Consider the following 15,308-nt stretch of genomic DNA (forward strand, 5'->3'; position numbering starts at 1 on the left):
CAGGCTATGCCTGCTTTACAGGTACAGTAATAACCATCAGGGAAGTGACTGTTATAGTCATTTAGTTTATATTTTTATTACTTGGTTACCTCGTCTTGTATAATTGAACTCGGGCTACGAGCTGTGCAAAAAAATAGTTTTTCCTAGAACTTGTAGTTCTTCGTCAAAACTCCTATTTTTGCTTTGCTCGTTTAACGCCCTTTGTATCTTAATTACTGGACGCATGAAAAATGCGGAGAAAGGAGACAGCAATGTCTGAATTTAAAACAATTGAAACACAGAAAGAATTGGATCGAATCATCAGTGAACGACTGGCTCGTCAAAAAAATAGATTTAAGGATTACGACCAATTGAAGGATCGTGTGGAAGAATTGGAGACAGAAAACCTAGGCTTGAATTCAGCTGTAACTGCTTTTAAGCAGGAGTCAGCTTCGTATAGCAAGCAGATTGAAGACTTGGAAGAGAAAGTAGCGAGTTATGAACAGACAATACTACGGACTCGGATAGCGCTTCAAAATGGTTTGCCCTATGATTTGGCAGACCGCTTGCGGGGAAATGATGAGGCGGAGCTGATAGCAGATGCAGAGTGGTTATCTGGATTTTTAAACCGTCAGAGTACTGCCGCTATTGAAAGGTAGTGAGTCATTCTCAGTCGAGGAAAAAACTATTTTTCTTATTATTACTTGAAAGAGTTATCAACAACTTTACGGATACAGCTATGCAATACTATCGTTATCAAGCTGTATTGGATATTCATTATTATTAGGAGGAACAACGAATGTCAAATGTAACAAATGTAACGGCTGCAAAGCCAAAAATTGGAGGAGCAATCTACTCTGCACCACTTGGTACAGCCTTGCCAACTGATGCAACATCTTCTTTGGATGCAGCCTTTGAGGGGCTTGGATATGTATCAGAAGATGGGATGAAAAATTCAAATTCACCATCATCAGAGAACATCAAGGCTTGGGGTGGAAATACTGTTAATTCTGTCCAAAAAGAGAAAGAGGATACCTTCTCTTATACTTTGATTGAGGCATTGAATGTAGCAGTCTTAAAAGAAGTCTATGGTCCAGACAATGTAACAGGAACTTTGGCAGATGGTCTTACTATCAAGTCAAACTCAAAAGAATTGCCAGCACACGTTATTGTGGTGGATATGTTATTACAGGGTGGGGTGGCGAAGCGAATTGTCATTCCAAACGGAAAAGTGTCTGAGCTTGGTGAAATCATCTATGCAGATGGCGAAAATGTCGGCTATGAAACGACTGTACAGGCTTTGCCAGATAGCTCTGGGAACACCCACTATGAATACATGAAGAAGGGGTAAGCGCAGATGGTGAAAACAAAAACAAGTAAGCAAGTATCTGGAACGACAAAATCGGGTTTCAAATACAAGCTGGACGAGGCACGTCTGAATAACTATGAGTTGGTTGAGGCAATCAGCGAAGTAGACGCAAACCCGATGGTATTTCCTAAAATGATTAAATTGCTTTTAGGAGAGCAGGTCGAGGCGCTCAAGGATCATGTTCGTGATGAAAATGGTCTCGTTTCGACAGAGCGTATGGCAGAAGAAATTACTGAAATCTTTAACAATCATCAGGTAAAAAACTAGTGTTCCTCGCCAGAATGATAGAAGCTGATGAGGAGGCTTTAGTCTGTGATTTAGCTGAGACGTACCATATTTACGCTTATGAACAGCTACCTGCAACAAAGGTAGCTGTTTTTGCCGTTGGATTACGGGATGATTCCCGCATCAAGATGAAGATGAGTGGCCAATTATTAAACATGGAACAGTTACTGTTAGTAGGGCTACATGACAGAGTCAGTCTTCTTTGGTGGGCTAAGACAAAAGATGGTCAAAAAGGAGTTAATCGCCCGAAATCTCTTATGGACACATTATCACAGAATAAGAGAGAGCCTCAAGAATTAGTATTTGAATCTGGTGAGGAATTTAAAAAAGCTAGAGAATCATTTTTAGAAAGGATAGGAGGTGAGAGTGAATGACAAAAGATTTAAAACAGGCTGATGTACAGATTGTACCGTCTACAAAAGGAGCCGGTGAAGCTATTCAGGATGCAATTGAACCTGAAGTAAAAGAGGTTAGTAAAAATGCGGGATTGATCTTTTTAAAAGGATTCAAAAAGATCATTAAAAGCGGAAAAATTGGGGATTTCTTTTCTGCTAGTTTGACAGAAGGCGCTAATCTTCAACAAGCATCAGGAGGGATTGATACGCTATTTAAGAGTTCGGCTGACAAGGTGAAGGCCTATGCGAATGAAGCCTATCGGACCAGTGGGCAATCAGCTACTTCTTATATGGAAAGTGTGGCGGGTTTTGGCGCAAGCCTCTTGGAATCTCTAGGTGGAGATACGGAGCAGGCAGCAGGTGTAGCCAATATGGCTATGGTTGATATGGCAGACAATGCAAATGCGATGGGAACATCAATAGGGAGTATCCAGACTGCCTATCAGGAATTTGCTAAGCAAAATTACAGCATGTTAGACAGTCTCAAGCTAGGGTACGGTGATACGAAAGAGGAAATGCAGCGCTTGTTGGATGACGCAGAGAAGTTGACAGGTGTCAAGTACGACATTAGCAATCTCTCAGATGTGTCAGAGGCTATTCATGTGATTCAAGAGAATTTGGGTATTACAGGGACTGCTGCTGAAGATGCGACTTCTACTTTTAGTGGTTCATTTTCTGCCATGAAAAATGTGGCTCAAGATGTGTTAGGAAATTTAGCCCTAGGAGAAAGTATAGAACCCTCTATGACTGCTCTAGCACAGACAACCTCAACTTTTCTACTGGATCATTTTATTCCGATGGTCGGAAATATTTTGAAGGGTCTTCCGGCGGCCTTTTCAACTGGGTTGGGGGAGCTATTATCCAACTTATTTGGACCTGAGCTTGGAGAGTCAATCGAAAGTCTTCTAGTAGCGCTGGGATCAGGTTTTGCAGCATTTAACATAGTGACGATGCCCCAACAACTTCCAGCAGCTTTTGAGGCTGCAAAAAAAGCAATTATAGCTTTTAATGGAAGTTTATTAACTAATCCAATAGCCTTGGTCGTAGCAGCGATTGCTGCTCTTGTGGCTGGTTTGGTTTGGTTTTTCACCCAAACTGAAACGGGTCAAAAAATATGGTCTAGTTTTGTGGAGTGGATAACACTTGCTTGGCAAAATATTGCGCAATTCTTTATAGATCTTTGGCAGGGTATTTCCGAGGGTGCTAGTCATTTGTGGAATGGGGTCAAGGATGTATGGAATGGAGCCATTGAAGGTATAAAAATACTTTGGTATGGAATGGTGGAGTTCTTTTCCAATCTCTGGACAAGCATTCAAGAGCTGGCAACTACTGCGTGGAATCTGTTGATACAAGCTATTATGGCTATTTTGCAGCCGTTTATTGAAATCTTTATGCAGTATTGGACAGCTATATCTGACAGTCTTGTACAGATATGGGAAGGGATTAAGATGATTTTCCAAGGTGCTTGGGAATTTATCAAATCCATATTTATGGGTGCTATCTTAGTGATTATTGATTTATTGACAGGTAACTTTACTCAGCTGGGTGTTGACCTTGGTCTTATTTGGGATAGTATCAAAAATGCAATTTTCTTAATATGGGAAGGGATTAAAACCTACTTTAGTGAAGTCGTGTATGCCATTGTCAGTTTTGCAATGATCCATTTTGAGAATTTTAAAAACATGCTTTCTATGCTTTGGGAAACAGTCAAAAGTGTAGCATGGGGAGCTTGGGAATGGATAAGAGAAACAGTTTCAAGTTTGATTTATAACCTTGTGGAAGGTGCGATAAATGCTTGGAACAGTTTCAAAGATTTTCTATCGAACCTATGGGAAGGTCTCGTGGCTACTGCAACCAGTCTATGGGGAAGTTTGAGCTCTTCGGTCCAAAATATTATTGATGGCTTGGTGTCAGGAGCGAAACAAGCTTGGGAGAATCTCAAACAAAGCGTGTCGGATCTAGTTTCAAATGTTACCAGTATCTTTGATGGTTTGCTGAACATTGATTTATTCGCTGCAGGGAAAGCAATTCTGGATGGTTTTTTGGGAGGTTTGCAGTCTGCTTGGAACAACGTCACAGAATTCGTTGGAGGTATTGCTGATTGGATTCGTGACAATAAGGGTCCTATTGACTACGATAGAAAGCTCTTGATTCCAGCAGGGAATGCCATTATGTCTGGTTTGAACCAAGGACTGGAAGATAAGTTCAAAGATGTACGATCAACGGTCAGTGGTATGGCAGGAATATTGGTAGATTCTTTTGGTGATGATGGCTTGGAAGCGGGCTTCACAAGTGATGTCCACCGGAGTTTGACAAATGACAGTCTTTTGACACATTCGGCAAGTGCTGCTTCTCAATCAGGACTGTTGGATCGTCTAGCAAGCGTTGAAGCGCTACTTCAGGGCATTTTAGATAAGGATGTATCTGTCTATTTAGATAGTGAAAAGGTTGGCCAGAGTACTTATCGTACTCACGGACAAATCATGGCAAGGGAGGGGATTTAGATGTATATGATTATTAATGGCTACAATACTTCGGGCATTCCTTCTTGTCAGTTGATTGATGCTGGAGCAGTTGAGGGCGCAGCACCTCGTGTGGCAGAAACAGCGACAATTTATGGCGCAAATGGAAAGTTGAGCATTTTGGATGGTGCCTATGATGGCTATTCTAGAACCTTGACTTTTTTGGTTAAGTCGCTTGCAGATGTGCAGCGATTGGTTGAGACTTTCCGTGATGAGAAGAATGAGCTAGAGTTTGAGTATCAGTTAGGCAGTCTCTTCTATGCTGATTTCAAGTCAAGCAGATACAAACCCTATGGTCTGCATTATTGGACAGTAGACATCACGCTTGAGATGCATCCTTTCCGATATATGAAAGATGTAGAAGATGTGGTGCTTTCTAGTAGCGGTACGGTAGTGAATAGAGGGACAGTGTATTCGGAACCTATTATCGTGTTAGAGGGACAAGGAGACGTCAGCCTAACGATCGGAAAACAGACCATGCGTTTGACGCTAGATGGTAAAGCTACAATTGATTGTCGTCATGGAGAACAAGTCGTGTTGAACAAGGATGGACAAATCCAAAATACGATTCGAAAGCGTGGACCGTTCTTTGAAATTGCAACAGGACGCTCAGGTGTGACGACAAGCGGAAATGTGTCAAAAGTGACAATTAAAGGAAACTGGAGGTATAAGGTTTGATTTATCTGAAAGAGAGTAATATTCCCTTAAACTTAGCTTGGGATGATAATATTGTCCAAGAAGCAAACGGTACCTATCAGCTTTCCTTTAAGTTTCCAGTGACAGATGAAAGCTGGTCTTTGCTGACGCCAGAGACCTTTCTTTTGGCTGATGATTTGCATGGAGAGCAGGAGTTCTTTATTTTTGATGTTGTCAAGGAGAATGGCTATGTGCAGGTTTATGCAAACCAAGTAGCAACCTTGCTCAACTACTACACGATGTCAACCCTGAATGTGGATAGGGTTGCTGGCCAGACGGTGATGAATGCATTAGCGGGATCCATTGTTCGCAAGCATCCTTTTTCATTTTCATCTGACATTATGGATCATCATAGCTTGAACATAGCAGATAAATCTGTTATGGAGGTTCTAGTCAAGGATAGGCACTCTATCCTTGGTCAATGGGGTGGTGACCTTGTGCGAGACAAGTATGCGATTAAGTTGTTACAAAATGGAGGGACTGAAAATGAGTCCCTCTTTATGTATAGGAAAAATCTTAGTAAGTATCACGCAAGCAAGTCTGTCAAGGACTTGCGGACGAGGATTCACTTTAAGAAAACGCTGACGTCACAAGAAGGAGGAGCAGATCGTACCCTTAGTGTGACAGTTGACAGTCCTTTGATTGAGAAATATAGTCAAATTTATGAAGCGACGCTGGAAGTCAGTGATCAAGATGTCAAGGACGTAGCTAGCTTAAAGGAATATGGGAAGCGCTATTTTGCCTCAACCTTGTGTGATCTTGTGGAAGAAAGTTTGGAGTTGGAAGTCAAAGGGAAATCGGATGTACCAGTTAAGATCTTTGATACTGTAAGTGTTTATCACGAGCGATTTGATACAGATATTAGGGTTAGGATTTCCAAGTATCACTTCTCACCAATGTCTAAAAAATTAAAATCCATTGGCTTTGGAAAGGTGTCTCAATCAATAGGAGGTCAACTTAGTGGAATGGTCAGTGATGCAGTATCAGACACTGCATCTACCTTGCTTTCGGATTTTGAAGTGCGCCTGCAAAAGGAAATCGAAAATGCCAATCGTAGCTTTGAGACAGCATTTGAGAAACAAAAAGCCACTCTTGAAGATGGCATTGAACAAGCTAAGGCAGAAGCTGAACAATCTCGAGCTACACTAGCGACACAAATCGAAAGTAAGCTAGCAGAACAGCGTGCAGAAGCGCAAAGAGATAAGACAGCTCTAAGCCAGCGTTTAACAGCCTCAAAGGAGGAGTTGGAAGCCTTGATTGGTGACGTAGAGCGTAATATGCAATCTGGGATTTCAGAAAGCTATCAATCTTTAAGTCAAGCATTAACAGCGTATGAGACGTTAGTTGGTGAAGCCTCCCAAAAAGCCCTTCAAGCGCAGACTTTGGCGAATACACTAGCTGGACAGCAGAACGCTCTATCGCAACAACTGTTACGCCAACGGGAAGACAATGAGGGATGGCGCAACTCTTTTGAAGCTACAATATCAGCCGAATTGGGTGTGTATCGAAATGAGCTTGCTCAAGTTCGTGGCAAATTTGATGATGCAGGTAATCTAACGGCTCTTGAGACCTATAAGCGGACACAAGAGGAGAGTACCCGTGGAATTCGTACTCAATTAGAAGCATTAGCGCAAGATACGGCGCGGATAAGTAGGATTGAAACCCAAGCGGACAAGGTTGTTCAAACGGTTGAAAGTTTGAATAGTGATGTGCTGAAAAAATCGGAATTTCTGATTGAGGATGGACGTATTCAGTTTTGGTCGGGTAAGGAACTGAACGGGAACAACATTGCAAGTATGCTTACCGTTCAACCAGAAGCGATTCGGGCTGTGACGGATAAGATGGTGATCACTTCGCATCAAACCAATCTTGTTGGCAAAAAATATAAGAATACTTGTGTCCGTATTTCAACAGGGGGTGCCGTTATGGATGCTCCGCTAGCTATCAACGAGAAGGAGTTTTTAATAACTGGTGAGGCTATGCGGGTATCGGGAAGCGGTCCGCTCTATTTTTACTGTCGACTGACGTATACAGATGGTAAGACGGGGTGGCTAGGATATACAACACACCTTACTAATACCACTAAAACACCTTTTAAATTGACTTCTAAACTCCTATTACCTGCAGGAAAAACAGTTTCTAACATTATATTTTGCGTCTCTATGCAGGCTTCGAATGAATGGGAGTTGTGCAATTTATCTATCGTGCCAAAGACGAGCGCAGAGCTGATAGTAGATGGCTCTATCACAGCAGATAAGCTGAATGTGAACAGTGTTCGCGCAGGTATCTTAACCGCAAATTCTATCACATCGAACATGCTTCAAGCAAATGCAATAACTGCGGATAAGCTAAAGGTTGATACTGCGATGATCAATAAGTTGGCTTCTAATGATGCGCTTATCAATAGTTTAGTCGCGAAGCGTGCTTTTATTACAGCTGTTCAAGCAGTGGATTTAAGTGCTACTCGGATTAAGAGTGGGGTGCTACAAAGTCAGAATGGGAATCTAACGTTCGATTTGAATAATAGTAATATTTCTTTCAAAAACAACTCAGCTTCCATTAAACGGCTTGCAAGTGGTTATGCGACACAATTTATCAAACTTGAAACTGGTCAAAAACTCACCCACGGTCAGGGAGGTGCTTTAGCTTCTCGTATGACATTGGGAATGAACCATCAAGGATCTGAGGATAAGGGGCATGCGGCATTTACAGGTCTCGTAATCTGGAATGGAAAGGCAAAAAATTCTGGGACTGCTGACTTAATTGAGTTGATTTCAGATCGTATGACTTGGTACAACCAAGGAGCAACTGCCCTCATTTTTGATGGACAGGATATAAACGAGACGCGTATTTATCCAGAAAAAAATAGTACAGAGGGCGTTTGTATTTTTGGCTTGCCTAATCGTCGATTTTCAAAAATATATGTCAATGAAATGCATTCAAAAGAAACCTATGTAACTGGATCAAATGGACAAGAATATCGTATTAAACAGATGTTAAAAGACCTTGCTTTAAAAATAGGCTATAAAGGGGTAGGGAACTGGGCTGACTACATTGGATAGGAGAAAAACATGGAAGAATTATACAATCATATGCTCGCAGACCTCGCGGAGCAATTGAAGACCAAAACAGTAGAGAATGCGGAGCTTCGAGCGCGACTTATTCAGTCAATTCAGGAGCTAGAAGACATGCGCAGAGTACTTGCGTCTGATGAAAGTTTGCAAGAGCTGTTCGATGAACAGGCTAGGAAGTCAAAAGAAAAGGAGGGATAGCATGGCATTAAAAATATATTCATCAGCTTCTTACAATCCAGCGACTGGCAAAACAATCGTTGTTATTAAGGAAGCAGACGAACGTGAGACAGTCCTATTCAATGCAGAACTGGACGGAGACCACACGAACACTTCAGAAGCAGAGTTGATCAAATTAGCTGTTGACTGGTTCACACTGAAGTATGTCAAGGACTTTTCAGACCAATTACGGAATGACAGAATCAATGAGGCGAATAGGGTTATTTCAGAAGTTCAAGCACAAGCTGCGCTGACAGATGAGCGAGCGTCAAAAGCAGAAGCAGAACGTAATGAACGCTTTGAAAAGCTAGAGGCGACAGTCGCCCAAGCAGTTACAGAACTTACAGCGATTTTTTCGAGCAGGCTGTCTGAAGAATCCCATGAAAAAGATGAGGAAATGGTATGAATCAGCTAGTTAGCGGTTTGATTACAGGAGTAGCATTGCTAAAGAAAGGAAAATTTACTATGAAATTCACAAAAGACTCAATTGTTGTCAAAAGTTGGGTAGGCTTGGTTGTCAAAGGGATCTATAATTTCAACGATGTGCCAAAGCTATTCAACTTGCGTACTGTCGTAGCTCAGGTTTTGTCTGAGCAAGAAGTAAGGATTGGGGAATAGTTGTTGGCTACTCTTTTTAGAATGGAGAGTATATGTTTTTATTTTTACAAAATTTGATTGAGTCCCAGGATGGGAAGATTTTTTATATTTTGGGCTTGATTGCTTGTGCTATGATTATTGATTTTTTTACAGGAGCAATTGCCGCCAAAATCAATCCAGATATTGACTTTGTTAGCAAAATAGGAATTAATGGAATATTACGGAAGTTATGCTCAATGATTGTCATGATTTTCTTTGTTCCAGTTGCAATTCTTTTACCAAGTGAGACAGGAATTGCTCTTTTATATGTTATGTATCTAGGTTATCTTTTATTTGAGTTGACCTCTATTTTGGAAAACCTCAAAAAAATGGGGCTAGAGGTGCGTTTATTCAAAGATTTTCTAGATGTTTTTAAGAAGAAGTAAGGGTGTGTAATCTATAAAAACATGTATAGGTGATGCAACAGCTTCAGTCTTTATCATTTATACGACTGGACAAATGCTAAATATAATGCGGGTGATACGAGTAATGTCTCATTAAATAATCAACAGTATCTTATCCGCACTTTTTATGCTTTGGGTATTTGGGACGATAAGACAGTTCAGTCTTTTGATGCATTAAAAATAAGGAGGTAGAGCATGAGAGCGGTTAAGTGCTTGTTTGTAATGATGGTATTGTTACCTGCGGGCTACATCGCTTTTGTGCTTAGCCCGTTTTTAGAACTATTCAATAAGGAGGAGAAGAATGACAAGAGCAAATGAAGTAGCACAATTCTTTATCAATCTTGCCAATGCTGGTATGGGAGTGGACAAGGATGGCGCCTATGGTTATCAGTGCGCAGATGTCCCGACATTCGCAGCTAAAAAATGGTTTGGTGTAGACTTATGGGGTAATGCTATTGATCTGATCAAGTCGGCGAAACAGGCTGGATGGCAGGTATTCTATCTGCCAATGAATGAAAGACCCAAAGCTGGTGATTTCTTTGTGATGAATTTTTTTGCCGGTGGCATCAATTATGGTCACACGGGAGTGGTGATTGCAGACAGTGATGGCAAGACCATGAAAACCGTTGAACAGAACATTGATGGCAACTGGGATAGCTTGCAGGTTGGTGGTCCAGCCCGCTTTAATACCCGCAATGTCTCTAATGTGGTAGGCTGGTTCAGACCACCGTATCAAAATGGAGGCACACCAGCAACTACCAAGCCAACAAGCAAAGAAATTGACCTGATTCCAGAGACCGGTACTTTTACAGTCGGAGCAAGTTATATCAATGTCCGCCGTGCGCCGAGCCTAAAGGGTGAGATTGTGGCAACCTATCGACCTGGGGAAGCTATTAAGTATGACAGCAAAGGATCAGCTAACGGCTTCCGCTGGATTTCCTATATCGGAGGTTCGGGCATTCGTAATTACCTAGCGATTGGTCAAACAGATGCAGCTGGTAAGCGTATCTCCCTTTGGGGAAGTCTTAAATAACCTTACCCCCGCCCAGAGAAATCTGAGCGGGATTTTTTGTAAACAAAACTTAACAATATTTTTAAGAAAAATTCCGAATATTGAGTATTTTTGTATTCAAAAGATATATAATGTGATATACTTTGTATGAAAAATATCAAAAAGGAAGTGAGTATAATGTTGTTATATAGAAATTTATATGATGAAACTTTCTTAGAAAAATTTAAAGATAAAAGAGAAGAGATAGAAAATCTCTCTACAGAAAATCTATCCATTGATGTAGATGAAATAGCGAACCGATGTGGAATTAAAATCGAATATAAAGATTTAGAATATTCAGGGGAAGCTGAACAAGGGATGGATAGTAGAATTTGTGTTAATATCTGGGATCCGAAGGTCAGACAGAGATTTACTATAGCACACGAAATAGGACATATTATTTTAGAACACCAAGGCAAAATTCATTATAGGGATGAGGATAGCTCTAGGTATAAAGATGTTATATCTAGAATGAATGAAGTTTCAGCAAATAAATTCGCAGCGACTTTACTTATGCCACGTAAATTAGTGCAGGAGGTTGTTGGTAAAGTTATAGAGGATTTAGGATATACAAGAGAGCAAAATTTCGATAATGGAGATGTAGATAAGATAATCGAAATAGGGGCAGGTATTATGAATGTTTCTGAACAATCCTTTAGATATAGATTAGATAATTTGCAGGTATTTGTTGATGCATAATAGCAACGATGATTTTTATAACAAAGTTAATAAAGAATATGATGCAAGCAAATATTTCGAAGAAGTGATAATAAAAATACGCTATATAGTCAGAAGAAAAACAGAGGAAGAAAAGGATTATAGATTCTATAAAATACTCAATCTGGAAATTGAATCAGAAAATAGCGAAATCGCTGACGAATTAAAAGAATTCATTAAAGATTGCAACAAGAAGTTAAAGAGTGAAAATATGTACAATGGTGGGGATTGGCAACTTTTCTATCTTTATAAAGAATTAATCCAATTCTTTACCTCTGATTCTTTTCAGGATTCGTGTAACTATTTTCGTGGACAATCTCATGAATACCCATTGCTTCCTGGTATTTTGAGAAAAAATGTTCAAAATGACTACAGGCAAAGATTTGAGTATTTATATAAAAGAGTAGCTAATGAATTTCCTGAAAAAATCTCCTATTTTCCTTTGGATACTGATAATATGGGTGACAGAGAAGAACAGCTGGCTTTGTTACAACACTACGGTTTAAAGACCAGTTTGTTAGATATAACTAAAAATCCCTACATTGCCTTACTTTTTATGCTATCTGGTTTGTCGCATATTAATCAGAAGTGTTCTCCGTCTTTATTTTTCTTCAAGATTGATGACGAGAAGCATAGAGAAAAACATCTATTTACTGAAGTGAAAAAAGATAGAATAAACGAACGTATAATAGCTCAAAAAGGAGCTTTTCTAAATTTTGACAAAATAGATAGTATTAAAAGTTATGATATCAAAAAGATAAAAACCTACAAAATAGTTTTAGAGTATGACGAGCATTTTCATAAAAAATCTTTGCGAGAAGACATAAAACGTATTGAAGAACTTCTTAGTATGACTCAAACTAACTATACGGAACTAGGAGAGTATAAACAGGAACTGGAGAAAAAATTATCCAATTCAGATTATGAAATATTGGAATGCTTAAGGCATATTTGTGAAGAATTGATTAAGAAACTAAAGGAATATCATTATTTCAAAGAGGATTTATTTCCAGATTTTGAACGTAAGATTCAATATTTGGCTCAACACTACGAAGCTACTACTCGTAAAACTTTAGGATTAGATAATTAGTTAGGATTCTAAAAATTTCCGTCTCAAGACCGATGCATTCAACAACGGTGCGTGCTATACTATGTTCAATCCTAAAATTTTTCATAATCTCCTACGCCAGCCTTATGCTGGTGTTTTTGTATTGCAATGAGATATAGTTGCTCAGTTTACTTTTAGTGCTAGGCAACGAGTCGCAGGTAGTTGTCTAGTTGATAACTAGACAAGTGATAGATAAGAAAAGTGTAACTTTTCTCAATAGTACAGCAAGATGAGTTAAAAAGTAAACTGAGCGACTATAAAATTTCAAAACGCTCTTAGAATCTATTTTCCAAGAGCGTTGTTTTCAGGCTGAAAGTGAGAGTAGTTATTCAACGGAGCTAGGGACACCGTTCGGATCAAGTAATTTCTGTTTGATATCCAATGTGAGAGGGGTGATAGTTCCCCGTTTACACGTATTTTGACCGATACATTCATCTGTGATAGCGGTTAAAACCCCGATGATTTCGCCGTTAAGATAGACGGCAGAGCCAGAATTTTCCGTAGCTGATCCCAAGTCAGCTATCAATGTTCCATCGCTTTCAACCGAAAGTATTTTGCCTCTAGCCTTTGTAAAATCGGTTCTTGTGAAGTTGGAGTACCCGGTTGTCTCAACTGTCTTTCCCACTAATTTAGTTAGGTCTTGATAGATTTTAAGTTTGATGCGTTGAGTATCTGTGTTAATAGAAATGGGTTCTGTAATTTCTGTAATACTGATATCATTTTTTAAGTCATTGAAACCTGCGTAGCCCGGCATGACTTTAAAAGGGTTATTCCCTTGGCTGTAAACTTTGAAATGTTCACTTAAATCGGGAGCAAGCGAGATTGCGGTATTGCTACTGTTGTAACGGCCGTATCGATCTGTAACACTGTGAGCAGCTGATAAAAATTTACCGTTTCCGATATATGTCCCTGTCGAACGCATGGTTTGTCCATCTGATTTTGTCACATACCAGGAATATGTAAGGTTGTAGGGGAATGCTTTTTGCTCCCTAGATGTTACGGGTTGTCTTGTGCCTGCAAAAGCTAGATTTGGCGTAAATGCAATAATAGCCGAGCAGAGGAATAAGAAAAATTTTTTCTTCATCTTTTTTCTCCTTTGTATTTGATAATTCTATCATAATATTATTTTCTTTACAAATAGGCAAAGTAGCTATGATGAACCAAATGATGCTTGATACCAATAAATATATTCCAAAGAAAAGCGGTAATCTGCGAGCATCTGGGCATGTAGTTGTAAATTCTATAGTCTATAATCCACCTTACGCAAGAGCGCAGTATTACGGACCAAAACGAAAAGGGTTTGTTTCTGAAAAACAAAGGCGATTTTTCTTTGCTAACAAAGAGGAATTATTAGCAGCTAAAAGAAAGTACACAACGCCTGGAACTGGTACACATTGGTATGAGAAATCCTTTAAAAATGCTAACAATATTAGAAATTGGAAAAGAGCATTTATCAAAGCAATCCATGTAGATGCTACTTGATAAATTTTAATACTGCTTGATATAATGTTTCAAGCACAAGGAGTAGTATATAGGGATTACACCTTGATGGAGGAGATTCCGGTTCAAATCCAGGCTATTGTGTTAGCATCTAGGAAACTAGGTGCTTTTTTTAAAAAATAACTTAAAAGTATTTACAAATAATAATTTTTAGGTTATAATTGTTACTAGAAAGAGGTGCAAAGGTGCATAATATCTATTTTTATAAAGATAAAAATGGCAATGAACCAGTTTTAGATTATATGCGAGAGCTTGCTAGTAAAAGAGGGAAAGATAGCAGAATTAAGCTTAATAAAATCAATGACTATATTGAGTTGTTAAGTCAATATGGAACACGTATAGGCGAGCCATATATTAAGCATTTAGATGCTGAAATTTGGGAGCTAAGACCATTAAGGGATAGAATTTTATTTGTTGCATGGATTGATGGTAGTTTTGTTTTACTGCATCATTTCATGAAACAGACACAGAAAACACCTAAAAGAGAAATTGAGCAAGCTAAACGTGAGTTAGCAGACTTAAAAGAAAGAGGTTTAGATAATGAAAAATAGCGCAATTGGTAGTAACTGGAAAGATGTAAGAGCAGAATTATTTAGCAAAGAAGAAATTCTAGAAAGTGATATGCGCGTGGCTATCATGAGTGAGCTTATCGAGGCTAGAAATGAAAAGGGCATTAGTCAGAAGAAACTAGAGGAGATGAGCGGTGTTAGCCAACCAGTTATCGCTAGGATGGAAACGGGTAAAACTAGCCCACAACTTGATACAGTTTTAAAAGTATTGGCAAGTCTTGATAAGACCTTAGCAGTTGTACCTTTGGAACAGGAACAAGCATAAAAAAACAGCACCCGTTAAGGTGCTGTTTTCTTGCCTGCTGAACTCATAATTTAATACCTTTTTTACTACCCCTCTAATATCTTGTACTTGTTTATACTTTACATTTTAGAATGAAAAAGTTAAAAAGTGGGTTAGTGATTTGGTGTATTTTATTGAATTGTTGGGTATTGATACAATTATAAAAAATAAAGCGCTTTTATGTTTTCGTCACAATTCGCTTAAGGGAGACGTGTCTCGGATTTTTCCGCGCGCTAGCTCTTATCGCGAACTTGAGTTTTAAAAAAGGCTTGATACGGCTAGTATTAGCGAGTTGCGAGATAAGTCAATAAAAGGGAATTATTGCAGCTGTTATATGATGATATAAATTGTTGTTGCTTAAAAAATGGAGTGTTGGACATCTCATGATATACCCAAATACAAGACGAGAGAAATAGCTGCTGAAGCAGACTGGCTTGGTCGTCCTTTGCCAGATGAAGAAGCTGATAGATCTGCATTAGACAATATGTAAAGCTCCGAGTTTTT

At 39.2% G+C, this 15,308-nt stretch carries 18 protein-coding genes; 17 read left to right on the plus strand and 1 reads right to left on the minus strand.

The window, feature by feature from the left end; all coding sequences use genetic code 11:
* The first annotated feature begins 251 nt into the window (after positions 1-251).
* From BU200_RS02105 to BU200_RS02170, 14 genes are all read left to right on the plus strand, one after another.
* The gene (locus BU200_RS02105) at positions 252-638 is read left to right on the plus strand and encodes a capsid assembly scaffolding protein Gp46 family protein (protein WP_075098587.1); all 387 of its coding nucleotides are present in this window, start codon (positions 252-254) and stop codon (positions 636-638) included.
* Positions 639-778: 140 nt separating this feature from the next.
* Positions 779-1,330, plus strand: coding sequence for a phage tail tube protein (locus BU200_RS02110; RefSeq protein WP_075098588.1), 552 nt, complete (start codon positions 779-781; stop codon positions 1,328-1,330).
* Between the two features lie 6 nt (positions 1,331-1,336).
* Positions 1,337-1,615 (plus strand): hypothetical protein, encoded by a 279-nt coding sequence (locus BU200_RS02115; protein ID WP_075098589.1) that lies wholly within the window; start codon positions 1,337-1,339, stop codon positions 1,613-1,615.
* Between the two features lie 14 nt (positions 1,616-1,629).
* A complete protein-coding gene (locus BU200_RS02120) occupies positions 1,630-2,007 on the plus strand; it encodes a DUF5361 domain-containing protein (RefSeq protein WP_075098623.1) in 378 nt (125 codons plus the stop codon).
* Positions 2,004-4,532 carry a phage tail protein gene (locus BU200_RS02125; protein ID WP_075098590.1) on the plus strand — a complete coding sequence of 843 codons (2,529 nt, stop codon included), beginning with the start codon at positions 2,004-2,006 and terminating at the stop codon, positions 4,530-4,532. Before BU200_RS02120 ends, BU200_RS02125 begins: the two co-directional genes overlap by 4 nt.
* Entirely contained in the window at positions 4,533-5,228 is a 696-nt protein-coding gene (locus BU200_RS02130; RefSeq protein ID WP_075098591.1) for a phage tail protein, read from the plus strand.
* Entirely contained in the window at positions 5,225-8,308 is a 3,084-nt protein-coding gene (locus tag BU200_RS02135; protein ID WP_075098592.1) for a phage tail spike protein, read from the plus strand. The genes BU200_RS02130 and BU200_RS02135 overlap by 4 nt, the downstream gene beginning before the upstream one ends.
* 9 nt (positions 8,309-8,317) lie before the next feature.
* Positions 8,318-8,518 (plus strand): hypothetical protein, encoded by a 201-nt coding sequence (locus tag BU200_RS02140; protein ID WP_075098593.1) that lies wholly within the window; start codon positions 8,318-8,320, stop codon positions 8,516-8,518.
* Between the two features lies 1 nt (position 8,519).
* On the plus strand, positions 8,520-8,942 hold the full coding sequence (locus BU200_RS02145) for a hypothetical protein (RefSeq protein WP_075098594.1): 423 nt from the start codon (positions 8,520-8,522) through the stop codon (positions 8,940-8,942).
* The gene (locus BU200_RS02150; protein ID WP_075098595.1) at positions 8,939-9,154 is read left to right on the plus strand and encodes a hypothetical protein; all 216 of its coding nucleotides are present in this window, start codon (positions 8,939-8,941) and stop codon (positions 9,152-9,154) included. Before BU200_RS02145 ends, BU200_RS02150 begins: the two co-directional genes overlap by 4 nt.
* 32 nt (positions 9,155-9,186) lie before the next feature.
* A complete protein-coding gene (locus BU200_RS02155) occupies positions 9,187-9,558 on the plus strand; it encodes a phage holin family protein (protein ID WP_075098596.1) in 372 nt (123 codons plus the stop codon).
* A 319-nt stretch (positions 9,559-9,877) separates the two neighbouring features.
* Complete coding sequence (locus tag BU200_RS02160; protein WP_075098597.1) at positions 9,878-10,609, plus strand: CHAP domain-containing protein; 732 nt, start codon at positions 9,878-9,880, stop codon at positions 10,607-10,609.
* Between the two features lie 126 nt (positions 10,610-10,735).
* Complete coding sequence (locus BU200_RS02165) at positions 10,736-11,326, plus strand: ImmA/IrrE family metallo-endopeptidase (protein WP_228063971.1); 591 nt, start codon at positions 10,736-10,738, stop codon at positions 11,324-11,326.
* On the plus strand, positions 11,319-12,434 hold the full coding sequence (locus tag BU200_RS02170; RefSeq protein WP_083609331.1) for an FRG domain-containing protein: 1,116 nt from the start codon (positions 11,319-11,321) through the stop codon (positions 12,432-12,434). Before BU200_RS02165 ends, BU200_RS02170 begins: the two co-directional genes overlap by 8 nt.
* A gap of 343 nt (positions 12,435-12,777) precedes the next feature.
* On the opposite strand, the gene BU200_RS02175 is transcribed toward BU200_RS02170, so the two are convergent.
* Positions 12,778-13,536 (minus strand): trypsin-like serine protease, encoded by a 759-nt coding sequence (locus BU200_RS02175; protein WP_075098598.1) that lies wholly within the window; start codon positions 13,534-13,536, stop codon positions 12,778-12,780.
* Between the two features lie 53 nt (positions 13,537-13,589).
* Here BU200_RS02175 and BU200_RS02180 point away from each other — a divergent pair, with 53 nt between their 5' ends.
* The 3 genes from BU200_RS02180 (at position 13,590) to BU200_RS02190 (ending at position 14,786) form a co-directional block, all read left to right on the plus strand.
* Positions 13,590-13,934, plus strand: coding sequence for a minor capsid protein (locus tag BU200_RS02180; RefSeq protein WP_280523052.1), 345 nt, complete (start codon positions 13,590-13,592; stop codon positions 13,932-13,934).
* A gap of 203 nt (positions 13,935-14,137) precedes the next feature.
* On the plus strand, positions 14,138-14,503 hold the full coding sequence (locus BU200_RS02185) for a type II toxin-antitoxin system RelE/ParE family toxin (protein WP_075098600.1): 366 nt from the start codon (positions 14,138-14,140) through the stop codon (positions 14,501-14,503).
* The gene (locus tag BU200_RS02190; protein ID WP_075098601.1) at positions 14,493-14,786 is read left to right on the plus strand and encodes a helix-turn-helix domain-containing protein; all 294 of its coding nucleotides are present in this window, start codon (positions 14,493-14,495) and stop codon (positions 14,784-14,786) included. Before BU200_RS02185 ends, BU200_RS02190 begins: the two co-directional genes overlap by 11 nt.
* Positions 14,787-15,308: the final 522 nt, after the last annotated feature.

It is taken from the genome of Streptococcus acidominimus (assembly GCF_001921825.1).
Taxonomy (GTDB): Bacteria; Bacillota; Bacilli; order Lactobacillales; family Streptococcaceae; genus Streptococcus; species Streptococcus acidominimus.

What these genes read in the sequence shown, in the direction of transcription:
- BU200_RS02105 (WP_075098587.1), top strand. Translation starts at nt 252, where the DNA reads ATGTCTGAATTTAAAACAATTGAAACACAGAAAGAATTGGATCGAATC.
- BU200_RS02110 (WP_075098588.1), top strand. Translation starts at nt 779, where the DNA reads ATGTCAAATGTAACAAATGTAACGGCTGCAAAGCCAAAAATTGGAGGA.
- BU200_RS02115 (WP_075098589.1), top strand. Translation starts at nt 1,337, where the DNA reads ATGGTGAAAACAAAAACAAGTAAGCAAGTATCTGGAACGACAAAATCG.
- BU200_RS02120 (WP_075098623.1), top strand. Translation starts at nt 1,630, where the DNA reads ATGATAGAAGCTGATGAGGAGGCTTTAGTCTGTGATTTAGCTGAGACG.
- BU200_RS02125 (WP_075098590.1), top strand. Translation starts at nt 2,004, where the DNA reads ATGACAAAAGATTTAAAACAGGCTGATGTACAGATTGTACCGTCTACA.
- BU200_RS02130 (WP_075098591.1), top strand. Translation starts at nt 4,533, where the DNA reads ATGTATATGATTATTAATGGCTACAATACTTCGGGCATTCCTTCTTGT.
- BU200_RS02140 (WP_075098593.1), top strand. Translation starts at nt 8,318, where the DNA reads ATGGAAGAATTATACAATCATATGCTCGCAGACCTCGCGGAGCAATTG.
- BU200_RS02145 (WP_075098594.1), top strand. Translation starts at nt 8,520, where the DNA reads ATGGCATTAAAAATATATTCATCAGCTTCTTACAATCCAGCGACTGGC.
- BU200_RS02150 (WP_075098595.1), top strand. Translation starts at nt 8,939, where the DNA reads ATGAATCAGCTAGTTAGCGGTTTGATTACAGGAGTAGCATTGCTAAAG.
- BU200_RS02155 (WP_075098596.1), top strand. Translation starts at nt 9,187, where the DNA reads ATGTTTTTATTTTTACAAAATTTGATTGAGTCCCAGGATGGGAAGATT.
- BU200_RS02160 (WP_075098597.1), top strand. Translation starts at nt 9,878, where the DNA reads ATGACAAGAGCAAATGAAGTAGCACAATTCTTTATCAATCTTGCCAAT.
- BU200_RS02165 (WP_228063971.1), top strand. Translation starts at nt 10,736, where the DNA reads ATGAAAAATATCAAAAAGGAAGTGAGTATAATGTTGTTATATAGAAAT.
- BU200_RS02170 (WP_083609331.1), top strand. Translation starts at nt 11,319, where the DNA reads ATGCATAATAGCAACGATGATTTTTATAACAAAGTTAATAAAGAATAT.
- BU200_RS02175 (WP_075098598.1), bottom strand. Translation starts at nt 13,536, where the DNA reads ATGAAGAAAAAATTTTTCTTATTCCTCTGCTCGGCTATTATTGCATTT.
- BU200_RS02190 (WP_075098601.1), top strand. Translation starts at nt 14,493, where the DNA reads ATGAAAAATAGCGCAATTGGTAGTAACTGGAAAGATGTAAGAGCAGAA.